General features: G+C 41.4%; 28 protein-coding genes and 1 tRNA gene. 3 read left to right on the top strand and 26 right to left on the bottom strand.

What is annotated here, in order from left to right; translation table 11 throughout:
* Positions 1–50 precede the first annotated feature (50 nt).
* Positions 51–1,235 carry a CDF family manganese efflux transporter MntE gene (gene mntE / locus HT728_RS08505; RefSeq protein WP_112445507.1) on the top strand — a complete coding sequence of 395 codons (1,185 nt, stop codon included), beginning with the start codon at positions 51–53 and terminating at the stop codon, positions 1,233–1,235.
* A gap of 37 nt (positions 1,236–1,272) precedes the next feature.
* Here mntE and HT728_RS08510 read toward each other — a convergent pair whose 3' ends face one another.
* The 8 genes from HT728_RS08510 to cdaA form a co-directional block, all read right to left on the bottom strand.
* Positions 1,273–3,144: an ABC-F family ATP-binding cassette domain-containing protein gene (locus HT728_RS08510; protein ID WP_173234776.1), complete on the bottom strand. Its 1,872-nt coding sequence runs from the start codon at positions 3,142–3,144 to the stop codon at positions 1,273–1,275.
* Complete coding sequence (locus HT728_RS08515) at positions 3,141–4,340, bottom strand: CCA tRNA nucleotidyltransferase (protein WP_345890044.1); 1,200 nt, start codon at positions 4,338–4,340, stop codon at positions 3,141–3,143. The genes HT728_RS08510 and HT728_RS08515 overlap by 4 nt, the downstream gene beginning before the upstream one ends.
* Positions 4,337–5,104 (bottom strand): 4-hydroxy-tetrahydrodipicolinate reductase, encoded by a 768-nt coding sequence (gene dapB / locus HT728_RS08520; protein ID WP_173234780.1) that lies wholly within the window; start codon positions 5,102–5,104, stop codon positions 4,337–4,339. The genes HT728_RS08515 and dapB overlap by 4 nt, the downstream gene beginning before the upstream one ends.
* 163 nt (positions 5,105–5,267) lie before the next feature.
* Entirely contained in the window at positions 5,268–6,116 is an 849-nt protein-coding gene (locus HT728_RS08525; RefSeq protein WP_173234782.1) for a DegV family protein, read from the bottom strand.
* Between the two features lies 1 nt (position 6,117).
* Positions 6,118–6,492: a DUF1149 family protein gene (locus tag HT728_RS08530; protein WP_001050088.1), complete on the bottom strand. Its 375-nt coding sequence runs from the start codon at positions 6,490–6,492 to the stop codon at positions 6,118–6,120.
* A 73-nt stretch (positions 6,493–6,565) separates the two neighbouring features.
* On the bottom strand, positions 6,566–7,918 hold the full coding sequence (glmM, locus tag HT728_RS08535; protein WP_173234784.1) for a phosphoglucosamine mutase: 1,353 nt from the start codon (positions 7,916–7,918) through the stop codon (positions 6,566–6,568).
* Positions 7,919–7,942: 24 nt separating this feature from the next.
* Positions 7,943–8,722: a CdaR family protein gene (locus tag HT728_RS08540; RefSeq protein ID WP_173234786.1), complete on the bottom strand. Its 780-nt coding sequence runs from the start codon at positions 8,720–8,722 to the stop codon at positions 7,943–7,945.
* Positions 8,709–9,566, bottom strand: coding sequence for a diadenylate cyclase CdaA (cdaA, locus tag HT728_RS08545; protein ID WP_101501303.1), 858 nt, complete (start codon positions 9,564–9,566; stop codon positions 8,709–8,711). Before cdaA ends, HT728_RS08540 begins: the two co-directional genes overlap by 14 nt.
* Before the next feature lie 135 nt (positions 9,567–9,701).
* On the opposite strand from cdaA, the gene HT728_RS08550 reads away from it, so the two are divergent.
* On the top strand, positions 9,702–10,670 hold the full coding sequence (locus HT728_RS08550) for an NAD(P)/FAD-dependent oxidoreductase (protein ID WP_173234789.1): 969 nt from the start codon (positions 9,702–9,704) through the stop codon (positions 10,668–10,670).
* Between the two features lie 549 nt (positions 10,671–11,219).
* The gene (locus HT728_RS08555) at positions 11,220–11,795 is read left to right on the top strand and encodes a hypothetical protein (protein WP_000593540.1); all 576 of its coding nucleotides are present in this window, start codon (positions 11,220–11,222) and stop codon (positions 11,793–11,795) included.
* A gap of 207 nt (positions 11,796–12,002) precedes the next feature.
* Here the strand turns inward: HT728_RS08555 and whiA are convergent, their stop codons facing one another.
* The 18 genes from whiA to codY all read right to left on the bottom strand — a co-directional run bounded on the left by whiA (position 12,003) and on the right by codY (position 26,566).
* Positions 12,003–12,914, bottom strand: a complete 912-nt coding sequence (gene whiA, locus HT728_RS08560; protein WP_173234792.1) for a DNA-binding protein WhiA — start codon at positions 12,912–12,914, stop codon at positions 12,003–12,005.
* Entirely contained in the window at positions 12,911–13,888 is a 978-nt protein-coding gene (locus HT728_RS08565; protein ID WP_042901353.1) for a YvcK family protein, read from the bottom strand. The genes whiA and HT728_RS08565 overlap by 4 nt, the downstream gene beginning before the upstream one ends.
* The gene (rapZ, locus tag HT728_RS08570; RefSeq protein ID WP_050389336.1) at positions 13,885–14,775 is read right to left on the bottom strand and encodes an RNase adapter RapZ; all 891 of its coding nucleotides are present in this window, start codon (positions 14,773–14,775) and stop codon (positions 13,885–13,887) included. The genes HT728_RS08565 and rapZ overlap by 4 nt, the downstream gene beginning before the upstream one ends.
* Before the next feature lie 51 nt (positions 14,776–14,826).
* A complete protein-coding gene (locus HT728_RS08575) occupies positions 14,827–15,207 on the bottom strand; it encodes a RidA family protein (RefSeq protein WP_001140420.1) in 381 nt (126 codons plus the stop codon).
* Between the two features lie 10 nt (positions 15,208–15,217).
* Positions 15,218–15,805, bottom strand: a complete 588-nt coding sequence (gene yihA, locus HT728_RS08580; protein WP_050089425.1) for a ribosome biogenesis GTP-binding protein YihA/YsxC — start codon at positions 15,803–15,805, stop codon at positions 15,218–15,220.
* Positions 15,806–15,813: 8 nt separating this feature from the next.
* On the bottom strand, positions 15,814–17,046 hold the full coding sequence (clpX, locus tag HT728_RS08585) for an ATP-dependent Clp protease ATP-binding subunit ClpX (protein WP_000106341.1): 1,233 nt from the start codon (positions 17,044–17,046) through the stop codon (positions 15,814–15,816).
* Positions 17,047–17,077: 31 nt separating this feature from the next.
* Positions 17,078–17,248, bottom strand: a complete 171-nt coding sequence (locus HT728_RS08590) for a hypothetical protein (protein ID WP_000442276.1) — start codon at positions 17,246–17,248, stop codon at positions 17,078–17,080.
* The gene (locus tag HT728_RS08595) at positions 17,248–17,754 is read right to left on the bottom strand and encodes a dihydrofolate reductase (protein WP_173234794.1); all 507 of its coding nucleotides are present in this window, start codon (positions 17,752–17,754) and stop codon (positions 17,248–17,250) included. The genes HT728_RS08590 and HT728_RS08595 overlap by 1 nt, the downstream gene beginning before the upstream one ends.
* 129 nt (positions 17,755–17,883) lie before the next feature.
* Entirely contained in the window at positions 17,884–18,402 is a 519-nt protein-coding gene (locus HT728_RS08600; protein WP_050107673.1) for a Dps family protein, read from the bottom strand.
* Between the two features lie 237 nt (positions 18,403–18,639).
* Positions 18,640–20,130: a choline binding-anchored murein hydrolase LytC gene (gene lytC / locus HT728_RS08605; RefSeq protein WP_138702053.1), complete on the bottom strand. Its 1,491-nt coding sequence runs from the start codon at positions 20,128–20,130 to the stop codon at positions 18,640–18,642.
* Between the two features lie 33 nt (positions 20,131–20,163).
* Positions 20,164–20,922 carry a triose-phosphate isomerase gene (gene tpiA, locus HT728_RS08610; protein WP_138702052.1) on the bottom strand — a complete coding sequence of 253 codons (759 nt, stop codon included), beginning with the start codon at positions 20,920–20,922 and terminating at the stop codon, positions 20,164–20,166.
* A gap of 97 nt (positions 20,923–21,019) precedes the next feature.
* Positions 21,020–21,697 carry a DnaD domain-containing protein gene (locus tag HT728_RS08615; RefSeq protein WP_173226800.1) on the bottom strand — a complete coding sequence of 226 codons (678 nt, stop codon included), beginning with the start codon at positions 21,695–21,697 and terminating at the stop codon, positions 21,020–21,022.
* An 8-nt stretch (positions 21,698–21,705) separates the two neighbouring features.
* Entirely contained in the window at positions 21,706–22,650 is a 945-nt protein-coding gene (gene metA, locus HT728_RS08620) for a homoserine O-succinyltransferase (RefSeq protein WP_173213481.1), read from the bottom strand.
* Between the two features lie 182 nt (positions 22,651–22,832).
* Entirely contained in the window at positions 22,833–23,345 is a 513-nt protein-coding gene (locus HT728_RS08625; RefSeq protein ID WP_001049318.1) for an adenine phosphoribosyltransferase, read from the bottom strand.
* Between the two features lie 272 nt (positions 23,346–23,617).
* Positions 23,618–24,748: a sn-glycerol-3-phosphate ABC transporter ATP-binding protein UgpC gene (ugpC, locus tag HT728_RS08630; protein ID WP_000229957.1), complete on the bottom strand. Its 1,131-nt coding sequence runs from the start codon at positions 24,746–24,748 to the stop codon at positions 23,618–23,620.
* Between the two features lie 288 nt (positions 24,749–25,036).
* Positions 25,037–25,122: transfer RNA gene (locus HT728_RS08635), tRNA-Leu, on the bottom strand.
* Between the two features lie 80 nt (positions 25,123–25,202).
* Entirely contained in the window at positions 25,203–25,778 is a 576-nt protein-coding gene (locus HT728_RS08640) for an isochorismatase family cysteine hydrolase (protein ID WP_000158736.1), read from the bottom strand.
* Positions 25,778–26,566 (bottom strand): GTP-sensing pleiotropic transcriptional regulator CodY, encoded by a 789-nt coding sequence (codY, locus tag HT728_RS08645; protein WP_000940732.1) that lies wholly within the window; start codon positions 26,564–26,566, stop codon positions 25,778–25,780. The genes HT728_RS08640 and codY overlap by 1 nt, the downstream gene beginning before the upstream one ends.
* Between the last annotated feature and the right edge of the window lie 118 nt (positions 26,567–26,684).

A 26,684-nucleotide genomic window follows, 5' to 3' on the forward strand; every position in this document is an offset into this window, starting at 1 on the left:
TTGAAAACCAGTATAATGGTAGAATGCTATGTGACTGGAAAGGAAGTTGAATGAAGCAATCTATTTCAAATCTCAAGTTAGCTGAGCGTGGAGCCATTATCAGTATTTCAACCTATTTGATCTTATCTGCAGCAAAATTAGCAACAGGCCACCTCCTTCATTCATCCAGTTTGGTGGCCGATGGTTTTAACAACATATCGGACATCATTGGAAATGTGGCCCTCTTGATTGGCATTCGGATGGCGCGCCAACCTGCTGACCGAGACCACCGTTTTGGTCACTGGAAGATTGAAGATTTGGCTAGCTTAATCACTTCCATCATCATGTTTTATGTCGGCTTTGATGTGCTGAGGGATACCATTCAAAAGATTCTCAGTCGGGAAGAAACGGTCATTGATCCTCTGGGTGCAACTCTAGGAATTATGTCTGCAGCGATTATGTTTGTGGTGTATCTCTACAACACTCGCCTCAGTAAGAAATCCAACTCCAAGGCACTAAAGGCTGCCGCCAAGGACAATCTTTCTGATGCTGTTACCTCACTTGGTACGACTATTGCCATCCTAGCTAGCAGTTTCAATTATCCGATTGTAGATAAACTGGTTGCCATTATCATCACTTTCTTTATCTTGAAGACCGCCTATGATATCTTTATCGAGTCTTCCTTTAGTCTTTCAGATGGCTTTGACGATCGTCTGCTTGAGGACTATCAAAAGGCCATTATGGAAATTCCCAAGATCAGCAAGGTTAAGTCGCAAAGAGGTCGCACCTACGGTAGCAACATTTACCTTGATATTACGCTAGAAATGAATCCTGACTTATCTGTTTTTGAGAGTCATGAAATCGCGGATCAGGTCGAGTCTATGCTGGAGGAGCGTTTTGGCGTCTTTGACACCGATGTCCATATCGAGCCAGCACCTATCCCTGAGGATGAAATTTTAGACAATGTCTATAAAAAATTGCTTATGCGTGAACAATTGATTGATCAAGGAAATCAACTGGAAGAACTCTTGGCTGACGATTTTGTCTATATTCGTCAGGATGGAGAGCAGATGGATAAAGAGGCTTATAAAGCCGAAAAAGACTTGAATGCTGCTATCAAGGACATCCAAATCACTTCCATCAGTCAGAAAACAAAACTCATCTGCTATGAGTTAGATGGTATCGTCCATACCAGTATCTGGCGCCGCCACGAAACCTGGCAAAATATCTTTCATCAAGAAACCAAAAAAGAATAGAGAAATCCTGTCCATGAGACGGGATTTTTCCATTCTTCTAGCTATCAAACTCACTTAAATACTCATAGCGTTCGTATTTTTCAAGAAGTGCTTCGTTTTTCTCATCCAGTTCTTTTTGGAGAGTAGCCAGCTTACCAAAGTCAGAGCCGTTGGCCTGCATTTCCTCTTCAATCGCAGCGATACGGTTTTCCAAGGCTTCAATATCACCTTCAATGCTTGCCCACTCCTGCTTTTCTTGGTAGGTCATGCGTTTCTTCTCTTCTCGAACCTTGACTACTTTTTCCTTTTCGACCTTTTGTACTTGATTGGCCATCTCTGTTTCAAAGGCTTTTTCATCAAGATAGTCGGTGTAATGACCAAAGAAAGGACGAATCTTGCCATCTTCAAAAGCGAGAATCTTAGTCGCTACCTTATCCAAGAAATAGCGGTCGTGACTAACAGTCAAAACTGGACCAGCAAAGCCTTGTAAGAAATTCTCCAAAACTGTCAAGGTTGCAATGTCTAGGTCATTTGTCGGTTCATCCAAGAGAAGAACATTTGGTTTTTCCAAGAGCAGTTTGAGGAGATAAAGACGTTTTTTCTCGCCACCTGACAATTTCTCAATCAAGGTTCCATGCGTCGAACGTGGGAAAAGGAACTGCTCCAGCAGCTCTGCAATCGAAGTACTAGAACCACCACTGGTCTTGACCTCTTCTGCCACTTCCTGCAGGTAATTGATAACACGCTTGCTTTCATCCAAGCCCTCAATTTGCTGAGAGAAATAGGCGATGCGAACAGTTTCCCCAATCACAACTTGGCCTGCTGTCGGCTCAAGACTTCCTGCAATCAAGTTAAGGAGAGTTGATTTCCCAACACCGTTGTCCCCAACAATTCCAATACGATCTTTAGCCTGCACCAAGAGATTAAAATCTTGCAAAATAGGCTTGTTTTCATAGGCAAAGGAAACATCCTGAAACTCGATGACTTTCTTCCCAATACGACTGGTTTCAAAGTTCATAGTCAAGTCTGTCTCAGCACTACTGCCTGAAACCTCTTTCTTCAAGTCATGGAAACGATTGATACGAGCCTGCTGCTTGGTCGCACGCGCCTGCGGTTGTCTGCGCATCCAGGCCAATTCTTGCTTATAAAGTTGTTCCTTTTTGTGGAGAAGAGCCGCATCACGCTCGTCCTGTTCCGCCTTAAGGCGAACATAGTCCTGATAATTCCCCTGATATTCTGTCAAGCCTGCGCGATCCAATTCGAAAATCCGTGTTGACAAAGCGTCTAGGAAATAACGGTCGTGGGTGATAAAGAGAACTGTCTTCTTAGAATTTTTCAAAAAGAGGGTCAGCCACTCAATAGTCGCAATATCCAGATGGTTGGTCGGCTCATCCAAAAGCAAGAGGTCGTGGTTGCCAAGTAAAACTTGCGCCAATTGGACTCGTCTTCTTAGACCACCTGACAATTCTCCAACTGGAGTAGATAAATTCTGAATACCCAGCTTGCTGAGAACAGTCTTTACCTGACTCTCAATTTCCCAAGCTTGGAGAGAGTCCATTTCTGCCATGACCCGTTCCAAACGCGCCTGCTTGTCCTCGCTATAGTTGAGCATGATCAATTCATACTCACGAATAAGCTGGATTTCCTTGAGGTCGCTGGAAAGAACCGTATCCAAGACCGTCTTACTATCATCAAAATCAGGATCCTGGGTCAAGTAACCAATCTGGTAATCATTTTTAGCTGAAAAAGGACTGACATCCCCATCAAAGCCAGAAACACCAGAAAGGACATCCAAAAGGGTGGTCTTCCCCGTTCCATTGACACCAATCAGACCAATTCTGTCTAGGTCATGGATAATAAAGGAAATATCCTTAAAAACGGTCTTATCACCGACGGATTTATTTAGTTTTTCAACGATAAAATCACTCATTTTTTCTCCCTCAGATAAGCATGGATGGCTTGTCGGTCATTTTCCAATTCTCCATCGACAATGGCATACTCAATCTCTGTTAAAATCTCTCCCAAGTCAGGACCTGGTTGATAACCATATTCCTTGATCAAAATACCACCGTTAATCTGAATTTCTTTCTTGTCATGAATGGTCAAGCTCTGGTAGGTTTCTGTGATGACTTGCGAATTGACTTCTTTTCCTTGGGCCTGACGAAGATTTTCAGCCTGTAAAAGCAACTCCAAGTCAAAGCGATAACAATCGCGCTTGCTCAACTCTCCCTTTTCACGCAAGGCCAAAATAGTCAGCAAATCCTGAACTTGCTTAGCAAACTGGCGTGAGGTCTTCCAAGCCTTCAAAAATGGCTGCGCATTTTCAATCTCCAAAACCCACAGTAAAGCCGCCCAGGCTTGTTCAGAGGATTCAAAGGTAAAATCGGTCTCTAATTCAAATAGTCTGTTGATCTTGTCCTGGCTAGCTGCCATATCAGGGAGATAATCATAAGCTTGACTCTCAATCATGGAAGCCAAGCCCCTTCTCCAAAATGGAGCCAGCAAGAGTTTATCAAACTCAACGAAGGTACGCTCCACAGAAATTTTCTCCAAAAGTGGCGTCAAGGTCTTCATAGCTTCAAATGTTTCTGGCTCAAGTTCAAAGCCAAGACTGGCCTGAAAACGGAAACCACGCATAATCCGTAGAGCATCTTCGTTGAAACGCTCACTAGCTACACCAACCGCTCGTAAGACTTGCTTTTCCAAATCTTCTAAACCATGAAACAAGTCAATAATTTCTCCTGTCTCGTCCAAGGCAAAGGCATTGACTGTAAAATCACGGCGCTTGAGGTCTTCTTCTAGCGAGCGAACAAAAGAAACCGCACTAGGTCTACGATAGTCCACATAGACATCTTCTGTCCGAAAAGTAGTCACCTCATACTCCTCGTCCCCATCTAAGACCAAGACAGTTCCGTGCTCGATTCCGATATCAGCTGTTCGCGGAAAAATCTGCTTGGTTTCTTCTGGATAAGAAGACGTCGCAATATCCACATCATGGATGGGACGATTTAGGAGGGCATCTCGAACAGATCCCCCAACAAAATAGGCCTCAAAGCCTGCTTCTTTAATTTTTTCTAATACTGGTAAAGCCTTCTGAAATTCAGAAGGCATTTGCGTTAATCTCATAATAAGTGTTCTAATCCATAGACAAGCTCATGACGCTTGACAACTTCTTTAATTCCCAAATTCACCCCTGTCATGAAGGAGCTGCGATCATAGGAGTCATGACGAAGGGTCAATCCTTCTCCCTGATTGCCAAAGATGACTTCCTGATGGGCTACCAAGCCTGGTAAACGAACTGAGTGAATCCGCATGCCATCAAAGTCAGCACCACGGGCACCAGTAATCAATTCTTCCTCATCAGGCGAACCTTGCTGAATAGACTCTCGAACTTCTGCCATCAATTCAGCTGTTTTAATAGCTGTTCCACTCGGGGCATCCTTTTTCTTGTCATGATGGAGCTCGATAATCTCCACATTTGGGAAATATTTGGCAGCCTGCCTTGCAAATTGCATGAGTAAAACAGCACCCAAGGCAAAATTTGGAGCGACCAAACCACCCAAATTTTGTTCACGAGAAAATGCTTTTAGCTCTGCAATTTCTTCACTTGTGAAACCTGTTGTTCCAACTACTGGAGCAAAGCCATTTTCAAGAGCAAAACGTGTATTTTCGTAGGCAACAGTTGGAGTAGTAAAATCTACCCAGACATCCGCTTCAAAGCCTGCTAAATCAACCTTATCCTTGAAAACAGGAATTCCCTGCCATTCTGACTCAGACTCAAAAGGATCCAAAACTGCTACCAAATCTAAGTCTGGATCAGCCAAGACCATCTGACAAGCAGCTTGGCCCATCTTTCCCTTAAAACCGGCAATAATTACTCGAATACTCATCTCTACTCCTGTCTAAGATACAAAGGACATTAGCTACCCATGAAAAATAGGGAATGGCGCTGACTTTCCACGAAAGGCCAGACAGGCATCTTTTTTTAAGAGGCAGGTAGTCCGTGTTCAATTTCTAAGATACAAGGCATCTTAACTAGTCTAGAAGTGCCAACTAAATCACTGGAATATAACCCAGAGCAATACTTCCTGCTCCTAGGTGAGTTCCAATGACACTACCAAATGTAGCAAGTGAAACATCCGAACCCACTCCAGATTCTAGCAAGTGCTGACGCAATTCTTCAGCCTTTTCAGGAGCATTTCCATGAATGACAATGACCCGATATTGGCCTGAAGCCGTTGTTTCCTTGATAATTTCAATTAAGCGCTTGGTTGCTTTCTTTTCAGTACGAACTTTTTCGTAAACTTCAATCACACCTTGGTCGTTGAAATAAAGGATTGGCTTAATGCTTAGCAGATTGCCCAAAATGGCAGCCCCATTTGAAAGGCGCCCACCTTTTACCAAATGATCTAAATCATCTACCATGATAAAAGCTGACGTACGGCTGATTTGAATGGCTAGCTTTTCCTGAATGCTGGCAAAATCATCGCCCTGGTCACGCCAATTAAAGACGCTTTCAACCATGATACCCAGAGGAGCACTTGTAATCAAAGTGTCTGGAAAAGCAATAGTTAAGCCCTCATAGTCATCAACCATATACTGGATATTTTGGTAAAAACCAGAAATTCCAGAAGATAAGAAAAGCCCCAAGGCATGTGTATAACCTTGTTCTTTGAGCGAAGTTAATATTTCATCTAACTTGGCAATACTTGGTTGACTAGTCTTAGGCAATTCAGAAGCCTGAGCCATTTTTTGGTAAAATTCCTCAGCAGTCAGATTGATGCCTTCGACATATTCCTCACCATCAATATTGACAGGAATATCCAAGACAAATAAATCTTCTCTTTGCAAGGTCTCTGCACTGAGATAGGCAGAAGAATCTGTGATAACAGCTAGTTTCATATTAGAACTCCAAATTGATTCCTGGTAAGTCTAATGCAATTTCAGTTACTTCGTAAGTCAAACGGTTGAGCATATTCAAACTTGGGCGAGCCAAAGTTTCCACTTCTTCTTGGCTCAATTCACTTGGTTCATTGACAATACGGCCATCGATATGATTTACCTGTGAAATGGTTCCACTGATGACAAACTTATCAAATACAATCATAAAGGTCAAGATGACAATCAAGGAAGTCACTTGATTTTCTTGGTCATGTTGGAGCAATTGGAAGTTCACATCCACCTTAGTTTCAGGAGCTCCATTTTCATTTTCCCATTCAAAATTACGCGCATCAAAATGATACTGACTAACAAATTCTTGTTCACGTTTAAGATTCATGTCTTTCTCCCTTGGCTACAATATTATAAGCTATTGTACCATAATTTTTAATTTTCATCTAGTTTTCTAGGATTTAGTCAATCCCGATTTCAGCTCGAACTACATCTGCGATGGTATCAACATAGTAGTCTACTTCTTCTGTTGTAGGCGCTTCTGCCATAACACGCAAAAGGGGCTCTGTTCCACTTGGACGAACAAGAATACGACCATTCCCTGCCATTTCTTCTTCCATCTTCTCGATGATAGCCTTAATAGCTGGCACTTCCATAGCCTTTTCCTTCATGACATTTTCCACTCGAATGTTGACTAATTTTTGTGGATAGATGGTTACTTCTGCTGCCAACTCTGACAAGCTCTTACCAGTTTCCTTCATGATTTTGGTCAATTGAACAGCAGATAATTGGCCATCACCTGTTGTATTGTAATCCATCAAGATGACGTGACCAGACTGTTCACCACCAAGGTTGTAGCCTGATTTTCTCATTTCTTCAACAACGTAGCGGTCGCCAACTGCAGTAACTGCCTTGTTAATGCCTTCACGGTCCAAGGCCTTGTGGAAACCAAGATTAGACATCACAGTTGTCACAATTGTATTTTGAGCCAATTGTCCTTTTTCAGAAAGGTATTTTCCGATGATGTACATGATCTTGTCACCATCAACGATGTCGCCATTCTCATCGACAGCAATCAAACGGTCACTGTCTCCATCAAAGGCCAAACCAATCGCTGACCCGCTTTCTTTGACCACTTCTTGAAGGGCTTCTGGATGGGTTGAACCAACATTAAGGTTGATGTTAAGACCATCTGGTGTTTCCCCGATAACCGTCAATTGAGCACCAAGGTCTGCAAAAATTTGACGGGCACTGGTAGAAGCTGCACCATTAGCTGTATCCAAGGCAACCTTCATTCCATCAAGAGGAGTTCCAGTTGAAACAAGGTAGCCTTCATACTTACGCAAGCCTTCTGGGTAATCTACCAAGGTTCCCAAGCCTTCTGCACTTGGACGAGGAAGAGTGTCTTCCGCAGCATCTAGCAAGGCTTCAATTTCTGCTTCTTTTTCGTCATCTAGTTTGAAGCCGTCACCACCAAAGAACTTGATTCCATTATCAAGGGCTGGGTTGTGGCTAGCAGAAATCATGACACCGGCACTTGCTCCTTCAGTTTTAACCAAGTAAGCTACTGCTGGTGTTGCCAAAACGCCTAGTTTGTATACGTGAATACCAACTGAAAGAAGACCAGCTACCAAGGCAGATTCCAGCATTTCCCCTGAAATACGTGTGTCACGTCCTACAAAGACTTTCGGTGCTTCCGTTTCATGTTGACTGAGAACATAGCCTCCAAAACGTCCTAGCTTAAAAGCTAATTCTGGAGTAAGTTCTACATTAGCTTCTCCACGGACTCCATCAGTCCCAAAATATTTACCCATTTTTATAAAATCCTTTTCCTATTTTTAATTCGTTTTTGAACTACTTGTTTTCGTTGACGAAGATGTCTCCGATGAACTACTTGTACTTGAATTTGATGTACTTGAACTTGGTGCTACTGGTTTTGTAGTCACCTTCATTATTGTATCAAAGGGAGTGATAACTGCCGGTAAGACAACACCATTGCGGTCGATTGCCTGCAAAGGTACTGAACCACTGTAATTACCTGTTATGCGTTCGCTGGTTGGCAAGACAGCGATAATCTTATCAATTCTATCCAATGTCTCTTGGTCACTCGTAACCGACACTTCTTCATCTGACAGCGTGACATTTTCAATCTGTACCCGACTATCAATTTGACTAGGGTCAATCTCTGGTACAACCTTTACCTTATCCTTCTGAGCCTTCTTACCAATCTTGACTGTAATTTTTTGCGGAGTCGCCACAGCGGTCAGCCCATTGGGTAAATCTTCAATGCTCAAAGGAACTTCAATCGTTCCAACACTGGCATCTGTTAGGTCAGCAGTAACCTTGAATTTACGTGTGCTTTCTTGCATTTCACTAGCTAGCGATAGGCGATTTGCACCAGTCAAGACCACTGATACTTCTGAAGCAAAACCGCTAATAAAATACTCATCACTATTATAGCGTATGTCAATAGGGACATTTGTTACTGTATTAGTATAGGTTTCCGTTTTTACCTGCCTAGCACTGGTACTGTTTTGAAAATTCGTCGCCGTAGCATAGACAAATAAGACACAAGCAAAAAAGAGTGAGGATATGATGTATAAACTATTTTTTCTCATGTTTCCATCCTCCTAGCAATCGTTCTTTAAAACTAAGACCTGCTTCCTCTTTTGGAAGTAAGATTTCACGTAATTCTGTTTCAAATTCATCAAGTGTTAGGTTGTGCTTAAAGATTCCATTATAGGTTATCGAAATTCCTCCCGTTTCCTCTGATACGACAAAAGTCAAGGCATCTGAGACTTCTGATAAACCAATAGCCGCCCGGTGTCTGGTTCCAAATTCCTTGGAAATTCCTGTACTTTCTGTCAAGGGCAGATAGGCAGACGTCACAGCGATACGCTCTTCTCTGATAATCACCGCACCATCATGTAGGGGAGTGTTGGGAATAAAAATGTTAATGAGAAGTTCTGCAGAAATCTTAGCATCTAAGGGAATTCCTGTCGAAATATACTCCTGCAAGGTACGGACACGCTGAATAGCAACCAAGGCCCCGATTTTACGAGGACTCATGTATTCGACGGATTTAACAAAGGCACGAATCATCTGTTCCTCAGCACTAATAGGGGCATTGGAAAAGAAATCTGTCGCTCTTCCCAAACGTTCCAAACCAGTCCGAATCTCTGGAGAGAAGATAACAACCGCCGCAATAACCCCATAAGTAATAATTTGATTGATTAACCAAGAAATCGTAGTCAAGCCAATCATATTTGCAAGGATTTGAGCTAAAATAAACACCAAAACTCCACGTACCAAAATCATAATCTTGGTTCCTGCAATAGCTTTTGTAAAATGGTATAAAATATAAGCAACAATCAAAATATCAATCAGATTGATAGCTATCGTCCATGGACTTGCAAACAAACTGGTCCAATATTGCAGATTGGATAATTGTTGAAAATTCATCCCTGATATCCTCCCTATCAAAACACTTTCGTCCTATTATACCATTTTCTGGCATTTTTTTCCCTATCCTAGTCCATTTCACATTGAGCAAAAATATGATACAATAAACTGACTAGAAAAAACAAAGGAGAAACCATGTCTCAACTCTATGATATTACCATTGTAGGTGGTGGTCCTGTCGGTCTTTTTGCGGCCTTCTATGCCCATCTACGCCAAGCCAAGGTTCAAATCATCGACTCTCTTCCCCAGCTAGGTGGACAACCTGCTATTCTCTATCCCGAAAAGGAAATCCTAGACGTACCAGGTTTCCCAAACCTGACTGGAGAAGAGTTGACTAACCGCTTGATTGAACAGCTAAACAGTTTTGATACCCCTATTCATCTCAATGAAACGGTTCTTGAGATTAAAAAACAAGAAGAAGGCTTTATCATCACAACTTCCAAAGGAAGTCACCTGACTAAAACAGTTATCATCGCTATGGGTGGCGGTGCCTTCAAACCACGTCCTCTGGAGCTAGAAGGCGTTGAAGGCTATGAAAATATCCACTACCACGTTTCCAACATCCAGCAATACGCTGGTAAGAAAGTGACGATTCTTGGTGGAGGAGACTCGGCTGTTGATTGGGCTTTGGCTTTTGAAAAAATTGCGCCAACTACCCTTGTTCACCGCAGAGATAATTTCCGCGCCTTGGAACACAGTGTCCAAGCCTTACAGGAATCATCTGTAACCATCAAGACACCATTCGTCCCTAGCCAACTCCTTGGCGATGGAAAAATGCTTGACAAGTTGGAAATCACAAAAGTTAAATCTGATGAAACAGAAACGATTGACCTAGACCACCTCTTTGTCAACTATGGCTTCAAATCTTCTGTCGGTAACCTTAAAAACTGGGGTCTGGACCTCAATCGTCACAAGATTATTGTCAACAGCAAACAAGAATCTAGCCAAGCAGGTATCTATGCTATCGGTGACTGCTGCTACTATGACGGAAAAATTGACTTGATTGCGACAGGTCTCGGAGAAGCTCCAACTGCTGTCAATAATGCTATCAACTACATCGACCCTGAGCAAAAAGTACAACCAAAACACTCTACTAGTTTATAAAAAAGAACCACGAGTCACATAGGATTCGTGGTTTTAAAATGAACTACACCTCAAAAGTTAGACAGAAATACATCTAACTTCTGATATGCAGCCCACCTTCTCTTTGCTCTTGTTTGAATAAGAAATTTTTTGAAGAATCATTAGATTATACAAAGTATTCATATCAGCCTTTTAAAGCTATATAAAAACTCTCCAACTATTCTATTATACCATATAAAAAAATAAATAAATAGACTTGTTTTTTTCTTTTTTTGACGTATACTAATAATAGAAAGCGCTTTAAATAAAATAAAAGGAGGTTTTATGAGGAAAGTAAATAAGGACATTTTATTCTTAACTGGAATCATAGTTTTATGTTTTGGTTTTTTATTATTTCACATCAACCCCTATTATGCCGAACCCTATGCGACACTGAAAGAAAGAATAAATTTATTCTTTTGGCAACTATATTGGAGACCTGTAGGAACTCTCAGTATTATTTCGGGTTGCATTATAACTTTCAAAGGATTGAAAAAATAATCTTTTACTCATGAAGAAAGGAAATTTGTTATGATTAAACTGAAACTATTGTTTTTCTCTCTACTATCAAGTCTATTATTCTTAGTCACAACATCTACGGTTTTTGCTGATGTCTATCCTGGTACAAATTATGAAATTGTATCTAATCGTATTGTAAAAGATATCAACACAGGAGAGTTATTGTCATTTTATACGACTGAACTTAGAGACGCCTATTTAGAGTCTAAATCTACGTATCAGACTCGTTCTAATGCAACTGGTGTTGCAGACTATAGAACTAAATACTCTCACTCTTACAAGAAAAGCACCACATCAGGTCCTGTAAGTTCAACTGCCTATGGTGGAAAAGCTGGAGCTACTCTGACTGTAGGTGCAGGTGTTAGCTTTTCTGCTCCGGAGTCTGGAGCTGGACTTAGTTTAAATCACTCAGTCTCCCATAACGTACCACCCTACACTTATGGTTATATTAGACTAAAAGCATCTTACACAGTAAACGTTCGTAAACTAGAAGTTAGATACTTAGGCACCAACAAATGGGTTCCAGCTGGTGAAACCTCTACTATATCGAATGTTAGCGTTTGGAGCGAACTGGTCACTTGGAAATAACTCATTAGAGACTGGGTAAAAACTCAATTTCAGGAGAAAATGAAATAAATTTTCTCACAATAAAACGCATAGTATTACGGTTCAAGTCAACACCGGATATTATGCGTTTTTGATTTTAAAGAGCCAAATTTCTTAACTTAATGACATTGCTTTTTGCCCAACCTCTTTTTATTTCAAAAAAGAACCTCGCAAAACAAGAGCCTGGTTTTATAGTTCATCAGCTAATTTATTTATTTTTCTGAGTCTGTGGTTGACACCACTTTTGGTCAGAGGGGTGCTGAGGCTATCTGCCAACTGTTGGATAGAGTAGTCTGGGTGCTGAATCCGCAACTGCGCTACTTCCTGCAAATCCACTGGCAGATTTTCTAAGCCTATAATATCTTTGATTTTGCTGATATTGTTGATAGTCTTCATGCTGGCAGAAACTGTCCGAGCGATATTAGCTGTCTCCGCATTATTGGCTCGATTAAGATCGTTACGAGTTTCCCGCAAAATCTTAACCCGCTCAAAATCATCACGCGCCTTCATGGCTCCGATTACTATAAGAAAGTCCATAATATCTTCGGCACGCTGGAGATAGGTCACAGCTCCCTTCTTGCGTTCAAGCACCTTGGCATCCAGTAAAAACTGCTGGAGAAGGGAGGCAATCCCTTGCGCGTGGTCCAGATAAACAGAACTGATTTCCAACTGATACTTGCCTGACTCAGGGTCACGAATGCTCCCATTTGCCAAGAAAGCACCACAAAGATAGGCACGACCTGCTTCCTCATCCGATAAAATCGCCTGATCAATACCTGTTTCTAGGCCAAAGAAAGAGTCTGCCAAATGCAAATCACTTAACAAGTCCTGCACCTTTTCATCTGTAAAAACGGTATAGACCCGATTCTTGCGAAGATTGCTCCGTTGGTGGTGACGAATTTCTGATTTGATTTCGTAGAAATGGAGAAAAGACTCATAGAGGTGACGAGCTAGCTTAGCATTTTCTGTCACAACAGACAGGGTCAAGCCCGAGGTCGAGAGACCGATGCTACCAGACATCTTGATAATGGCAGATAATTCATGCCGGCTTAGATGGTGCTGACCTAGGATTTCTTCTTTAACTGCTACTGTGAAACTCATTTTCTCACCTGTATAATCCGCATCAACTCGTCCACGAGCAAATCTCCATCGTGGAAGGCACCCCCATTTTCCAGACGAAGGAAGTTGGATGAAATCACACGCGGAACTTGCTTACAAAGACCAGCAAAATCATGTTCCACCTGGACCAAGTATTCATCAAACCGGTTGGAATTCATGTATTCCTGAGGCACTTTTTCGATATTCACCAAGACAGTGTCGATAAAAGGTCGGCCAAGGTGACGATGCAAGACTTCCACATGGTCACTATCTGTAAAGTGTTCTGTCTCCCCACGTTGGGTCATAATATTGCAGACATAGGCGATTTCTGCCTTGGTTTCCAAAAGCGCCTGCCCGATTTCCTTAATCACGATATTGGGCAAAATCGAGGTAAAGAGAGAACCAGGTCCGAGGACAATCATGTCACTTTCAAGAATGGTCTGGACTACTCGACGGCTAGCCAGAGGCGTATCATCGTTGAGGGTATTGGTTACATAGACATGGTCAATCATGCCTGGATGGTCTGCAATATGGCTCTCTCCAGCCACCTCTGTTCCATCCTGAAAGACTGCGTGCAGGGTCAAAGGATGGTCACTGGAAGGATAAATCTTCCCAGTAGTATGGAAAAATTTGCTCAGCAACTGCATGGCATTATAGGTCGAACCCTGCATCTCTGACAGACCAGCGATAATGAGATTTCCCAGCGGATGGCCCGCAAAGGCTCCCGCATCCTCAGAAAAACGGTACTGAAAGACCTTCTCATAGAACTTAGGCATATCCGACATGGCCACAAGGACATTACGAAGATCACCTGGCGGTGTCAATTGCTGCATATTTTTTCGGAGTTCACCTGATGAACCACCATCATCCGCCACCGTTACGATAGCAGCGATTTCCACATCTTTTTCCCGCAGACTTTTAAGAATGACGGGGATCCCAGTCCCTCCACCAATCACCGTTATCTTTGGTTTTCTCATGAACGGTTTACCGTTTCCTTTCTTCGGTCTTTGTCGCGATGCCCTTCATTAACAGGCCAATTCTTGGATAAGTCCTGCGCCAAGCGTTTAGCAAAGGCCACACTACGGTGTTGTCCACCCGTACATCCCATGGCAATGGTCAAAACGGACTTACCTTCCTTTTGGTAACTTGGCAAAATCGGTTCAATCAAGGCCAACAAATGTTGATAAAAGTCTTCGGACTCAGGGTGGTTCATGACATAGTGATACACTGGTTCATCTACACCCGTTTGATTTCGTAACTCTGGAAGGTAGTATGGATTTGGCAAGAAACGGACATCAAAGACCAAATCCGCATCAATTGGGATTCCATATTTAAAGCCGAAAGACATGACTTCGATACGGAAAGACTGGGCTTGTTCTTGGTCTGAAAACTGCTCTGCAAGTGTTTTGCGCAGCTCACGTGGAGTGAGTTCAGTCGTATCCACCACATTTTGGCTCATATTTTTCAAAGGCGCCAAGAGCTCACGTTCCAGCTTGATTCCATCCAAAATCCGTCCATCTGCTGCTAGTGGGTGACTCCGTCTGGTTTCCTTGTAACGCGCGACCAATTCCTTATCAGCTGCATCCAAAAAGAGAATTTTAAAGTCCAGTTCTTCCTTGTTTTCCAACTCATCCAAAACAGCTTGAATCTCTGAAAAGAAAGAACGGCTACGCATATCTACTACCAAAGCCAACTTATGGTCATCTTCCTTTGTTTCTACCAACTGCAAAAACTTAGGCAAGAGAGCTGGCGGCATATTGTCAATAGTAAAATAACCCAAATCTTCGAAGGACTGAATGGCAACTGTTTTCCCTGCGCCACTCATCCCTGTTACAATCACCAAGTGAAGTTGTTTCTTTGTCATCTTTTTCTCCTTATATCAAAAGAAGTTTGGCAACACCAAACTTCAACTAGCTTATCCAATCTCTGCGATGACTTCAATTTCGACTTTTACATCACGAGGAAGACGAGCTACCTCTACTGCTGAACGAGCTGGAAATTCCTCTTTAAAGGCCGTTTGGTAAACCTCGTTAAAAGGAACAAAGTCGTTCATATCGCTCAAGAAACAAGTTGTTTTGACAACATGGTCAAAGTCAGTTCCTGCTTCTGCCAAAATAGCACCGATGTTTTTCAAAACTTGTTCTGTCTGTTCTTGGATCGTTTCTCCAACGATTTCCCCAGTTTCAGGAGAGAGAGGAACTTGACCACTAGCAAACAAAAGGTTGCCAACGATTTTTCCTTGAACATATGGTCCGATAGCCTTTGGGGCCTTATCTGTATGAATTGTTTTTGCCATTTTCTTTTCCTCACAATTTTTCTAAGATTGCATCCCAAGCCTCATCCATCCCTGCCTTGCTGACAGATGAAAAGAGGATGAAGTCATCACTTGGGTCAAAGTTTAATTTCTTTTTGATTGCTGATTCGTGTTTGTTCCATTTACCACGAGGAATCTTGTCCGCCTTGGTCGCAACGATGATAACCGGAATCTCATAATACTTGAGAAATTCGTACATCTGTACATCATCTGCTGACGGGTCATGACGAAGGTCAACTAGACTGACTACCGCACGGAGATTTTCCCGAGTCGTTAGGTACTCCTCAATCATGCGCCCCCACTTTTCACGTTCCTTTTTAGAAACACGGGCATAGCCATAGCCAGGAACATCCACAAAGCGCATCTTGTCGTCAATGTTAAAGAAATTAAGAAGCTGGGTTTTACCAGGTTTACCTGATGTTCGAGCCAGATTATTGCGATTCAGCATGGTGTTGATGAAGCTAGACTTACCAACATTTGAACGCCCTGCTAGGGCAATCTCTGGTAGTTCATCCTGTGGATAGTGGGACTTATTCGCCGCACTGAGCAAGATTTCAGCATTGTGTGTATTCAGTTCCATAGTCACCTCTAGGCTGTTTCTAGGATTGGTTTATCCGTTCCATCGACAGCTTCTTTAGTGATGCGGACCAATTTCACATTTTCCTGACTCGGTACTTCAAACATGACATCTAGCATGGTTTCTTCGATGATGGAGCGAAGACCACGCGCCCCTGTCTTCCGTTCGATGGCTTTATTAGCAATCTCTTGTAGGGCTTCGTCGTCAAATTCCAACTCGACATCATCATAAGAAAGCAAGGTTTGGTACTGTTTGACCAAGGCATTTCTTGGCTCTTTCAAGATGCGAACCAAGTCATCGACCGTCAATTGCTCAAGAGCAGCAAAGACTGGCAAGCGTCCAATCAACTCAGGGATAATACCAAATTTTTGAATATCTTCTGCGATGATTTCTTGCATGTATGAGCTGTTTTCATCAATCGCCTTGTTATTTTGACCAAATCCGATGACTTTTTCTCCAAGACGTTGTTTGACGATTTCTTCAATGCCATCAAAGGCACCACCCACGATGAAGAGGATATTTTTGGTATCCACTTGAATCATCTCTTGTTGTGGATGTTTGCGTCCACCTTGAGGCGGAACGCTAGCAACAGTTCCCTCAATAATCTTGAGAAGGGCTTGTTGCACCCCTTCACCAGAAACATCACGTGTGATAGACACGTTCTCACTCTTCTTGGCAATCTTGTCAATTTCATCCACATAGATAATGCCACGCTCTGCACGTTCAATATTAAAGTCAGCAGCCTGCAAGAGTTTGAGGAGGATATTTTCCACATCCTCACCTACATAACCAGCTTCAGTAAGAGCTGTTGCATCCGCAATCGCAAAAGGCACGTTCAAGCTCTTAGCCAAGGTCTGGGCAAGGAAAGTTTTCCCTGAACCAGTTGGGCCAATCATCAAGATGTTTGACTTCTGCAAATCCACATCTTCTGACTCTTCACGCGTATCGTGGAAATTGATGCGTTTGTAGTGGTTGTATACTGCTACTGCTAAAGCACGTTTGGCACGATCTTGACCAATTACATAGTGGTTCAAGATATGGAGGAGTTCGATTGGTTTTGGCACCTCAGACAAGTCTGCCAAGACTTCCTCAACCAATTCTTCTCGAATGATTTCTTGAGCTAACTCCACGCATTCATTACAAATAAAAGCATTGTTGCCAGCAATTATTTTTTGTACTTCTTCTTGGTTTTTGCCACAAAATGAGCAATAAACCATCATATCATTTTTTCTATTTGTAGACATGATTTCCTTCCATTCTATACTGTCATTCTATCTAAAACAAGGTCATGTAAAAAGCATGAATACTATTGACCAGATTGGTAAAGGCATTTAACCAAAGGAGGATAGAAAGCCCGTAACGCTTTTTACGAAAAGCCTGTGCTCCTGCCAGAAGGCAGATGAAACACAGAAAAGCCGTGAATAAACCAAATAAACTCCGTTCCATTAGACTTCCTTTCTCTTACAGTATTGGATGGTAAAATCATAAGGATTCTTCTCATCTTTGGTATAGGATTTGCTTGATACTATCTCAAAAAGGGACAAGTCAAACTCTTCAGGAAAATAGGTATCCCCCTCCACCCGAGCATGAATTTGAGTGACAATCACTTCATCCAAATAGGACTCAAAAGCCTGAAAAATCTGCTTCCCACCGATAATGTAGAGATTCTTTTCTTGAGCCTGATACCAGTCCAAGACAGACTGGACATCATAAAAAGTAGCCGCACCATCTATCTTTTCTTCCGGGTTACGTGTCAAAATCAAGGTCTCCCGTTGTGGAAGCAAGCGACGCCCCATTCCATCAAAGGTCACCCGTCCCATCAAGATAGCATGATTCAGAGTTGTTTCTTTGAAGTGTTGCAGTTCTGCTGGCAAATGCCAAGGCAGACGATTGTCCTTACCAATCACACCCTCTTCATCCTGGGCCCAAATAGCTACGATTTTCTTAGTCATGCTTCCATCCTTTTCACTGATAGTACTATTTTATCAAAAAACTCAAAAAAAGACTGGTTTGGAATAGCTTACAAAATAGAAAAAATCTGTAAGAAATTTCCTACAGATTTATCTATGTTTCCTTGTTTCTTACAAACCAGGTGCTTGTCCAAGTTCTGCGGCAAGCATCCAAACTGTTTTCTCAAGTTCAGCCTTAGCACCAACAAAAATATCGTTTGTAACATCATCGCCTTCTTCGTCAGTCACATCCAACGCTTTTTGGAAAAGAGTGATGAGGTAGCGATAAATATCTAGAACACGTTCCAAGCTTTCTTCAACATTACGGTATTCACCAGCTTCTTCTTCGATTTCACTGTTTTGAAGGAACTCTGTCAAAGTAGAGAATGGGCTTCCACCAAGTGTGATCAAGCGTTCGCTGATTTCATCTAAATGACCATCAAGAGCATCCATGTACTCATCCATTTTTGGATGCCATACCATAAAACCGCGTCCACGCATGTACCAGTGCACTTGATGAAGAGCAATATGCGCTACATACAAATCTGCAACAGCTTGATTCAAAACTTCCTTTGTTTTTGCCAATGCTACTGGCGCTGCTTTTGTTAATGTTGCGACATCTTTTGCTGCTTCTTTTTTCAATTCTACCATTTTATTTTACCTCGTTCATTATTTTTTGTAACCACTTCTTAATGATTACTACCTTAGTATACTACTAAGGAAAGACAATAGCAAGCCAAATGACCCACATGAGAAAAGTTGCAATAGACTGATAATTTAAGAATTCTTTAGAATAAAACACAGTCCCCTTACACATCTCTTAACTGCGACAAAATAAAGAAAAAGAGGATGCAATTTTCTTGCACACTCCTTTTTCAAACTTATATCTTAATACCAAACGCTGACGTCCACACGACCACGAATTCCTTTCATGTATTCAGAAGAGGTATACTGCCAACCTTTTTCTCCTGAATAATGAGGATTTTCCCATTCTAAAGCATTGGTATAGGCCGCTACCCAGTTTACATGTTTTAAAATATCTGGGTGTTTTAAACGCGTCTGTAATAAACTACGATAGCTATAGACATACACATTTTGATAGCCCGCCTGCTTCATCGTCTCCATGTACTTGTTGATAATCTTAACCCAAGTACCTGTATCACTCGGAGCACGCTTACTTTTATTCACATACTCCCAGTTCTCAACATCATAGTAGATAGGGTAAGACAAGTTCATATTGTATTTCTTCAGAAGTTCAATGGTCTGTTCAGCGTCATTCTCAGCATCGGTCTCATTTTCAGCATAGGTATAGAGATAGACACCATAAGGAATTCCCAGACGGTTTAACTCCTTAATGTTATGCGCCAATTCCTTGTCTTCTTTACCGCTATAACCTAGACGAACAATGACACCATCCACCTCGTTCTCATCAATAACCTTTTTCCAATCATTGATACGACCATTGTGCTCACTAATATCAATAACTTTCTTAGCATGTTCGGTTCCCACTTGCTCTTCTCTATTATTAAAGAAATAGCGTTTACCATCTCTGTGAACCCAGCCGACATTCAAATCTTTCTTTTCTTTGAGCTCACCAGAAGCCGCAAAGATATAGCGAGCACCATCCATAATCACTTCATCAGTCGCCATGGCACCACTTCCAGTCAAATAGTAGTTGCCTTGCCACTCATTCCGCGCCATATAGCCCCACTTCTTGAAATAGTACCATTTGCCGCCCACTTTTTGCCACTCTTGGTTGGCATAAGTTCCATCGGATTTTAGATAAAAATAAGCAGAATAAGCCGGATCATAAAGCCATTCATTTTGCATCATGGCACCTTGACCATTCAAGAAATAACTTCCTTGCCATTGGCTTTTAGCCATGTAACCCCACTTCTTGAAGTAATACCACTTATTTCCAATCAATTGCCATTCTTGATGAGCATAAGCCCCATCTGACTTAAGATAAAACCAACTCTTGTAATTACTGTCATAGATCCACTCGTTTTGGGCCATATAGCCACCTGATTTCAGGTAGTAATTTCCATGCCATTCATTCTGCGTGTAACGACCATCTGAATTAATATAAAACCAAGCCTTGTAGTAGTTGTCAAAAATCCATTCACTTTGAGCTTTAGAACCATCAGCCTTTACATAATAATCCCCATCCCAGTGGGCAGAGACACTGTTTCTCTGTTCATTGCTACTAGTTGATGAAGTCCCTGTTGATAGACTAGATTTTTCTGAAACTGTGCTTCCACTTGTTTCATCTGCCGCAATTCCTGAAACTCTTGCGCCAAGTAAGCAGAGACTTGCTAGCCCTATACATACAATTTTTGTTTTCAATCTTTCCTCTCCTATAAAAAATGGAACAGGCACCTGAATGCTGTTCCACCTAGCTTTTGCTACTGATTATTTTACAAAGTCAAGCAAAGCCAAGAAGCTTTCAGCTTCAAGTGACGCACCACCTACAAGGGCACCGTCAACGTCTGGACAAGCCATGTATGAAGTAACGTTCTCAGGTTTAACAGAACCACCGTATTGAACACGAACTTTGTCCGCAACTTCTTGACCGAAGTCAGCAGCTACAACGTCACGAACAACTTTACACATTTTTTGTGCATCGTCTTGTGAAGCTGATTTACCAGTACCGATAGCCCAGATTGGCTCATAAGCGATAACTGATGCAGCAACTTGTTCAGCAGTCAATCCAGCCAATGCAGCAGATACTTGAGCACCTACGAATTCAGCAGCTTTACCAGCTTCGTAAGTTTCAAGTGACTCACCACAACAGATGATTGGAAGCATACCGTTTGCAAAGATTGCTTTTGCTTTTTTGTTGATATCTTCGTCAGTTTCATGGAAGTAGTCACGGCGTTCTGAGTGACCGATAACAACGTAGTCAGTACCGATTTCTTTCAAAACTTGTGGGCTAGTTTCACCAGTGAAAGCACCTGCATTTTCAAAGTAGCAGTTTTGAGCAGCAACTTTAAGGTTTGAACCTTTTGCAGCAGCAAGAACAGTTGTCAAATCAACTGCAGGAGCTGCGATACCTGCTTCAACAAGATCTGATGAAGGAAGTTTTGATGCAACAGCTTCAACGAATGCTTTAGCTTCTTCTGGATTTTTGTTCATTTTCCAGTTACCAGCGATAAATGGTTTACGTGACATTTCACATACCTCTTTTTTCAATTTATTTTCTACTTATTTTATCACAATTAGACACAGCTTGCAAATCTTACTCGGATTTCAAGCCTGCTTCCAACGATTAATCCTTCCAGAGATCCATGGCATTTCTAAAATCCACAGATACCTGTGTCAACTGAGGATTGCTGGCTTCTCTTTCTGCCCGCTTAGCCTCAATTTGAGCCACACTTTTGATACCTTCATGGCGCCAGTTTCTCAAAATCGCCTGAATGTACTTCCAGTTTGCTTTTCCATTTAAAACAGCTTCACGAAGAGCCTCCTTAATCAAGTCAGCACTGGTTCCATCTTCCTTTAGTGTCTTGGTCAAATCTTCAATCTCAAAAGGTGTCAACAAGCGTCCCAATTCCTGCTGGAAGGTTTCCACCAAATCCTTGAGCTGATTCTGAGGTGTCAACTGGTCTGAACTTGAATCAGCGACTCCAAGCAAGTCGTCCAAGCGTTCCAAAGCCAAACTAGCATCAAAAAGCAATTCGATTTCACCATTTAATTCGATAGTACGATACTGGAGAAGTCCCCTCTCCGTCAGATTAGAGATAGACTGGTTGACATCCGAAATTTCCTTGCCAATCCTTTCAGCAATCTGGCTTGGCGACATTTCTTCCAAGCCTGTCGTATTTTGCAAATAGAAAAATTGCCAGACCAGAAAATCGTCGCTAGAAGGAAAGAGTTCCTTAAAATGCAAGAGCAGGGCACTCGGTAAAACCAAGTTCCCTGATTTAAAAGCGTCTAAATATGTCATAATTCCTCTTATAAATACCCAAATGCGGATGCATCATCTTCTATCTTTCTCCAGTCAAAAGGCGTCTCCTGATAGACCGCATAATTCACCCAGTTACTGAAAAAGAGGGCTGCTGATGAAGACCAACAAAGACAAGGTGTCTGGTTGACATCATCATCCTTAAAGTAATTTTCTGGAATATGAGGATCCAAACCTGCATCACGATCTCGGAAATATTCATTTGCCAAGGTATCACGATCATATTCCAAATGCCCAAAACTATAAATTTCTCGTAAATCACGACTAGCCAAAATCGAAACCCCAACCTGTGGCCCTTCTGATAAAATCTCGAGATTGGTTTTGTTTAAGACTTCTTCCTTAGAAATCTCCGTGTGCCGTGAATGAGGGGATACATAGCTATCGTCAAAGCCTCTAAAAAGAAGGTGCCCTTCTTTTAAAGCATCCTGAGGATAAATACCTGATAACTTACTGTCCATCTGGTATTTTTCTACCCCATAGCGTAGGTAGAGCCCAGCCTGAGCCCCCCAACAGATATGAAGCGTCGAATAGACATGAGTCTTGGACCACTCAAGCACCTGGCTAAATTCCTCCCAATAGTCCACTTCCTCAAATGGTAAATGTTCAACTGGAGCACCCGTGATAATCATCCCATCAAAATACTCATCCTTGACTTCAGGAAAAGTTTTATAAAAGGTCTCCATGTGCTCTGAACGAGTTGTCTTAGAACGGTGGCTCTCCATATAGAGAAAATCAATATCCAGTTGTAGGGGGGTATTAGCCAAGTGGCGTAACAACTGGGTTTCTGTGACCATTTTCTGTGGCATGAGATTTAAAATTAAAATCTTCAAAGGACGAATATCTTGGTGAGCAGCACGTTGATCATCCATGACAAAGATGTTCTCTGTCCGTAAAATCTCAACAGCTGGCAATTTTTTATCAATTCGAATCGGCATAACCCTCTCCTAACTGTATTCTTTCAGGAATCATTGCATATGTTTGAAGCCAAATCTCAAACACTTAGTCCTTTTATTATACTGCAAGAAGATATAGTTTTCAATTATAGTTTTTCTCTAACTAGCTATAGTCTATTTTTATATCCTAATGTAGAGAAAACAGCCCTAGGGACTGTTTTTCATTAATAATGCATCAAAACTTTGTAATCGTAGTCACCGATTTTTTCACGGCCGTTCAATTCATCCAATTCAACAAGGAAGGCACAACCTGCTACAACACCACCAAGTTTTTCAATCATCTCGATGGTTGCCTTAACAGTTCCACCTGTTGCCAAGAGGTCATCTACAATAAGAACACGTTGACCTGGCTTGATGGCATCCGCATGCATAGTCAAGGTATCAACACCGTACTCTTTTTCATAGTCAGCAGAAATGACTTCACGTGGTAATTTACCTGGCTTACGAACAGGGGCAAAACCAATTCCCAACTCAAAGGCAACTGGACAGCCCACGATAAATCCACGAGCCTCAGGCCCTACAATCATGTCTATTTTCTTGTCAGTAGCATACTGAACAATTTCACGAACAGCGTAGCTATATGCATTTCCATCAGCCATCAAAGGACTGATATCACGGAAGGTAATCCCTTCCTTTGGATAATTTTCAATTGTTGCAATGTAATCTTTTAAATTCATCTTTTTCTTTCTTTCAAAGTTTTTTACTCTCTATTATACCATACTTTCTAGTAAAGAAGAAAGAGAAAACAATATTTCATCTGCTAGTCACCCTATAAGGCAAATAAGATGACCATTTTTATTCAAAGGGTATCACAAGATAGATGCATAATATGACTTCCCTAGCAAAAAGGAGAGAAGCATTTTGTTTCTCTCCTTAGATTAACTGATATCTCTCCACTACAATTGATAAAGAGATATCTTTTCTTGTAGTGCTTTGAATTTTATTTATTTTAGTAGACTGTTTTTTCAGTTTCTACATCAAAGAAGTGTGCTTTGTTCAAGTCAAATCCAAGTTCAACTGTTGCACCTGTTTGCAAGTAGTCACGAGCATCAACTTTTGCAACAAATTCATCTTTACCAACTTGGCAGTAAAGGTGAGATTCTGAACCAAGCAGTTCTGATACAGAGATAGTCGCTTTTACAACACAGTCTGGGAATGTTTCAAGGAAAGCAGGTTCTGCATTCACGTCTTCTGGACGAATACCGAAGATCAATTCTTTACCTTCGTAGCCTTTTTCACGAAGAACTTTCAAAGCACCTTCTGGAACTTTCAAACGGAAACCATCAGAAATAATTTCACTTCCAACCAATTTCACATTGATGAAGTTCATAGCTGGGCTTCCGATGAATCCTGCTACGAATTTATTAACTGGGTTTTTGTAAACTTCTTGAGGAGTACCGATTTGTTCAACACGTCCGATAGTACCTGTACCAGCAGGGTTCTTAGTTGCTGACATGATAACGATACGGTCTGCAAGTGTCATCGCTTCTGTTTGGTCGTGAGTTACGTAGATAGTAGTAGCTCCGATACGACGGTGGATTTTCGCAATCTCAGCACGCATTGATACACGAAGTTTAGCATCCAAGTTTGACAAAGGTTCGTCCATCAAGAATACTTTTGCATCACGGACGATGGCACGACCCATGGCAACACGTTGACGTTGACCACCTGAAAGGTCAGCTGGTTTACGTTCCAAAAATTCTTTCAATCCAAGAATTTCAGCTGCTTCTTGCACACGTTTGTCGATGTCTTCTTTGCTGTATTTACGCAATTTCAAACCGAAAGCCATGTTGTCATAAACAGTCATGTGTGGGTAAAGAGCGTAGTTTTGGAATACCATGGCGATGTCACGGTCTTTTGGAGCTACGTCGTTGACAACCACGCCATCGATAGATGCAGTACCTTCTGTGATGTCTTCAAGACCAGCAATCATACGGAGTGTAGTTGATTTACCACATCCTGAAGGACCTACGAAAACGATAAATTCTTTATCTTTGATGTTCAAGTTGAAATCTTCAACTGAATAGTGTTCGCTGTTTGGATATTTTTTGTAAATATTTTTAAGATTTAATTCTACCATGAGGTGAACTCCTTTTGTCTTTTGATAATTATATTATAGATGAAAACGCTTTACATTTCTATGGCAAGGTGACCAAAAAAACAAAAAAGTTCTGTGCAACTTGCACAAAACTTTAGAGAATATCGGAGAATTTTAAGAAGATAATCTTTATTATTCTTCTATACAAAAGACAAAAGCAGAAACAAGGATTAGTTTTCCCATATTTTCGCTGATTCTCCACTACATTTGACTGGATTCTAATTTTTTAGAGAAATACAAAAGAGCTAGCCTAAGCTAACTCTTATCCTATGCGGAGAGAGGGACTTGAACCCTCACGACCTAAAGCGGTCACAGGATCCTTAGTCCTGCGCGTCTGCCAATTCCGCCATCCCCGCGTCGATTACTTTACTAGTATATCAACTTTTGGGATACTTGTCAACACTTTTTTTCAAAATTTTTCATTTCATCTACCAAATTACTCAGAAAGTTCATTTAGATTTTCATCTACCAACTTAGCTCCAAGTGTATTTTTGAAATGACCTAGGGCAAATTGATGATTTTCAGGCCAGATAGAAGCAACAGCTGGTTTAACAATCTCGATGTCATATCCTAGATTATAGGCATCTATAGCTGTATGCAGGACACAAATATCCGTCAAGACTCCTGTTAAAATAACTGTAGACACTCTACGCTCTCTCAAACGAATATCTAGGTCAGTCCCTGAAAAAGCTGAGTAATGGCGTTTATCCATCCAAAAGACACGACTGTCTGAACCATGCTCTTGATAAAAGATCCCCAAATCTCCATATAAATTCCGTCCACTAGTCCCAATCAGATTATGAGGCGGGAATAGTTTACTTTCTGGATGGAAACAATCGTTTTCTTCATGAGCATCGATAGTAAAGAAGATGTAATCTCCGCGTTCAAAAGCTAATCGAGTCACCTTGCTAATGGCTTCCGAAATAGCTTGAGCTGGAGCACCTGCTGTCAATTTACCACTGTCGGCAACAAAATCTTCTGTATAATCAATCGAAATCAAAGCTTTAGTCATTAGTAATCTCTTTTCTTCACTTCTTCAAAAATATCTGAAATCAAGACCTTAAGGTAGGTTCCCTTCATTCCAAGCGAGCGACTTTCAATAATCCCAGCGGACTCAAGTTTACGAAGGGCATTGACAATCACAGAGCGGGTAATTCCGATACGGTCTGCAATTACAGACGCAGTTAACTGCCCTTCATTTCCATTTAATTCCCCTAAAATTGCGGAAACTGCACGAAGTTCTGAGTAAGAAAGGGTATTAACCGCCATGGTAACAGCAGTACGGCGACGGATATTTTTCTCATCTTCTTCACGCTGGAAGTTAAGAAGCTGAATCCCAACAACGGTACTGGCAATCTCAACCAAAATCAAATCTTCATCTTCGAATTTTTTATCATTGCGCCAAATAATCAAAGAACCAAGGCGAATCCCCGATACATGAATCGGTGCAATAGTCGTCAAGCCATCTGGAAAATCATCTCTACTCTCAACAGGGAAAATACTCATATCATGCTCAACAGGCAAGTTTGCTTCTGTTTCGTAAATCATATTAGCCCCTTGAACGTAGTCATCTGGGAAAATCTTAGTTTGGAAGAATTGCTCTACGCGATCTGTATTTGTTTTATAACGCATAAAATAGCCAAGCAGACGTCCCTTACTATTGATAATGCAGGCATTACAATGAATAATATCCGCTAACTGACGCGTAATAGCGTTGTAAGGCAGCTCATCCTGCAACTGCTCCTCTGAGCGCTTCAAAATTGATGTAATCTTTCTTGTTTTTTCTAATAAATGTGCCATTTTTCACCTCGAATTTAATCGCTATCATTATAACATAAAAACGTCTCTTTTTCAATAATTATCTGAAAATTCCTTATTGACTTGCAATTTTTAAAAACCTGTAACTTCTCAAAGTAAC

The sequence above is a fragment of the Streptococcus sp. 544 genome, from assembly GCF_013277385.1.
In the GTDB taxonomy this organism is placed as follows: domain Bacteria; phylum Bacillota; class Bacilli; order Lactobacillales; family Streptococcaceae; genus Streptococcus; species Streptococcus mitis_BA.

What these genes read in the sequence shown, in the direction of transcription:
- mntE (WP_112445507.1), top strand. Translation starts at nt 51, where the DNA reads ATGAAGCAATCTATTTCAAATCTCAAGTTAGCTGAGCGTGGAGCCATT.
- HT728_RS08510 (WP_173234776.1), bottom strand. Translation starts at nt 3,144, where the DNA reads ATGAGTGATTTTATCGTTGAAAAACTAAATAAATCCGTCGGTGATAAG.
- HT728_RS08515 (WP_345890044.1), bottom strand. Translation starts at nt 4,340, where the DNA reads ATGAGATTAACGCAAATGCCTTCTGAATTTCAGAAGGCTTTACCAGTA.
- dapB (WP_173234780.1), bottom strand. Translation starts at nt 5,104, where the DNA reads ATGAGTATTCGAGTAATTATTGCCGGTTTTAAGGGAAAGATGGGCCAA.
- HT728_RS08525 (WP_173234782.1), bottom strand. Translation starts at nt 6,116, where the DNA reads ATGAAACTAGCTGTTATCACAGATTCTTCTGCCTATCTCAGTGCAGAG.
- HT728_RS08530 (WP_001050088.1), bottom strand. Translation starts at nt 6,492, where the DNA reads ATGAATCTTAAACGTGAACAAGAATTTGTTAGTCAGTATCATTTTGAT.
- glmM (WP_173234784.1), bottom strand. Translation starts at nt 7,918, where the DNA reads ATGGGTAAATATTTTGGGACTGATGGAGTCCGTGGAGAAGCTAATGTA.
- HT728_RS08540 (WP_173234786.1), bottom strand. Translation starts at nt 8,722, where the DNA reads ATGAGAAAAAATAGTTTATACATCATATCCTCACTCTTTTTTGCTTGT.
- cdaA (WP_101501303.1), bottom strand. Translation starts at nt 9,566, where the DNA reads ATGAATTTTCAACAATTATCCAATCTGCAATATTGGACCAGTTTGTTT.
- HT728_RS08550 (WP_173234789.1), top strand. Translation starts at nt 9,702, where the DNA reads ATGTCTCAACTCTATGATATTACCATTGTAGGTGGTGGTCCTGTCGGT.
- HT728_RS08555 (WP_000593540.1), top strand. Translation starts at nt 11,220, where the DNA reads ATGATTAAACTGAAACTATTGTTTTTCTCTCTACTATCAAGTCTATTA.
- whiA (WP_173234792.1), bottom strand. Translation starts at nt 12,914, where the DNA reads ATGAGTTTCACAGTAGCAGTTAAAGAAGAAATCCTAGGTCAGCACCAT.
- HT728_RS08565 (WP_042901353.1), bottom strand. Translation starts at nt 13,888, where the DNA reads ATGAGAAAACCAAAGATAACGGTGATTGGTGGAGGGACTGGGATCCCC.
- rapZ (WP_050389336.1), bottom strand. Translation starts at nt 14,775, where the DNA reads ATGACAAAGAAACAACTTCACTTGGTGATTGTAACAGGGATGAGTGGC.
- HT728_RS08575 (WP_001140420.1), bottom strand. Translation starts at nt 15,207, where the DNA reads ATGGCAAAAACAATTCATACAGATAAGGCCCCAAAGGCTATCGGACCA.
- yihA (WP_050089425.1), bottom strand. Translation starts at nt 15,805, where the DNA reads ATGGAACTGAATACACACAATGCTGAAATCTTGCTCAGTGCGGCGAAT.
- clpX (WP_000106341.1), bottom strand. Translation starts at nt 17,046, where the DNA reads ATGTCTACAAATAGAAAAAATGATATGATGGTTTATTGCTCATTTTGT.
- HT728_RS08590 (WP_000442276.1), bottom strand. Translation starts at nt 17,248, where the DNA reads ATGGAACGGAGTTTATTTGGTTTATTCACGGCTTTTCTGTGTTTCATC.
- HT728_RS08595 (WP_173234794.1), bottom strand. Translation starts at nt 17,754, where the DNA reads ATGACTAAGAAAATCGTAGCTATTTGGGCCCAGGATGAAGAGGGTGTG.
- HT728_RS08600 (WP_050107673.1), bottom strand. Translation starts at nt 18,402, where the DNA reads ATGGTAGAATTGAAAAAAGAAGCAGCAAAAGATGTCGCAACATTAACA.
- tpiA (WP_138702052.1), bottom strand. Translation starts at nt 20,922, where the DNA reads ATGTCACGTAAACCATTTATCGCTGGTAACTGGAAAATGAACAAAAAT.
- HT728_RS08615 (WP_173226800.1), bottom strand. Translation starts at nt 21,697, where the DNA reads ATGACATATTTAGACGCTTTTAAATCAGGGAACTTGGTTTTACCGAGT.
- metA (WP_173213481.1), bottom strand. Translation starts at nt 22,650, where the DNA reads ATGCCGATTCGAATTGATAAAAAATTGCCAGCTGTTGAGATTTTACGG.
- HT728_RS08625 (WP_001049318.1), bottom strand. Translation starts at nt 23,345, where the DNA reads ATGAATTTAAAAGATTACATTGCAACAATTGAAAATTATCCAAAGGAA.
- ugpC (WP_000229957.1), bottom strand. Translation starts at nt 24,748, where the DNA reads ATGGTAGAATTAAATCTTAAAAATATTTACAAAAAATATCCAAACAGC.
- HT728_RS08640 (WP_000158736.1), bottom strand. Translation starts at nt 25,778, where the DNA reads ATGACTAAAGCTTTGATTTCGATTGATTATACAGAAGATTTTGTTGCC.
- codY (WP_000940732.1), bottom strand. Translation starts at nt 26,566, where the DNA reads ATGGCACATTTATTAGAAAAAACAAGAAAGATTACATCAATTTTGAAG.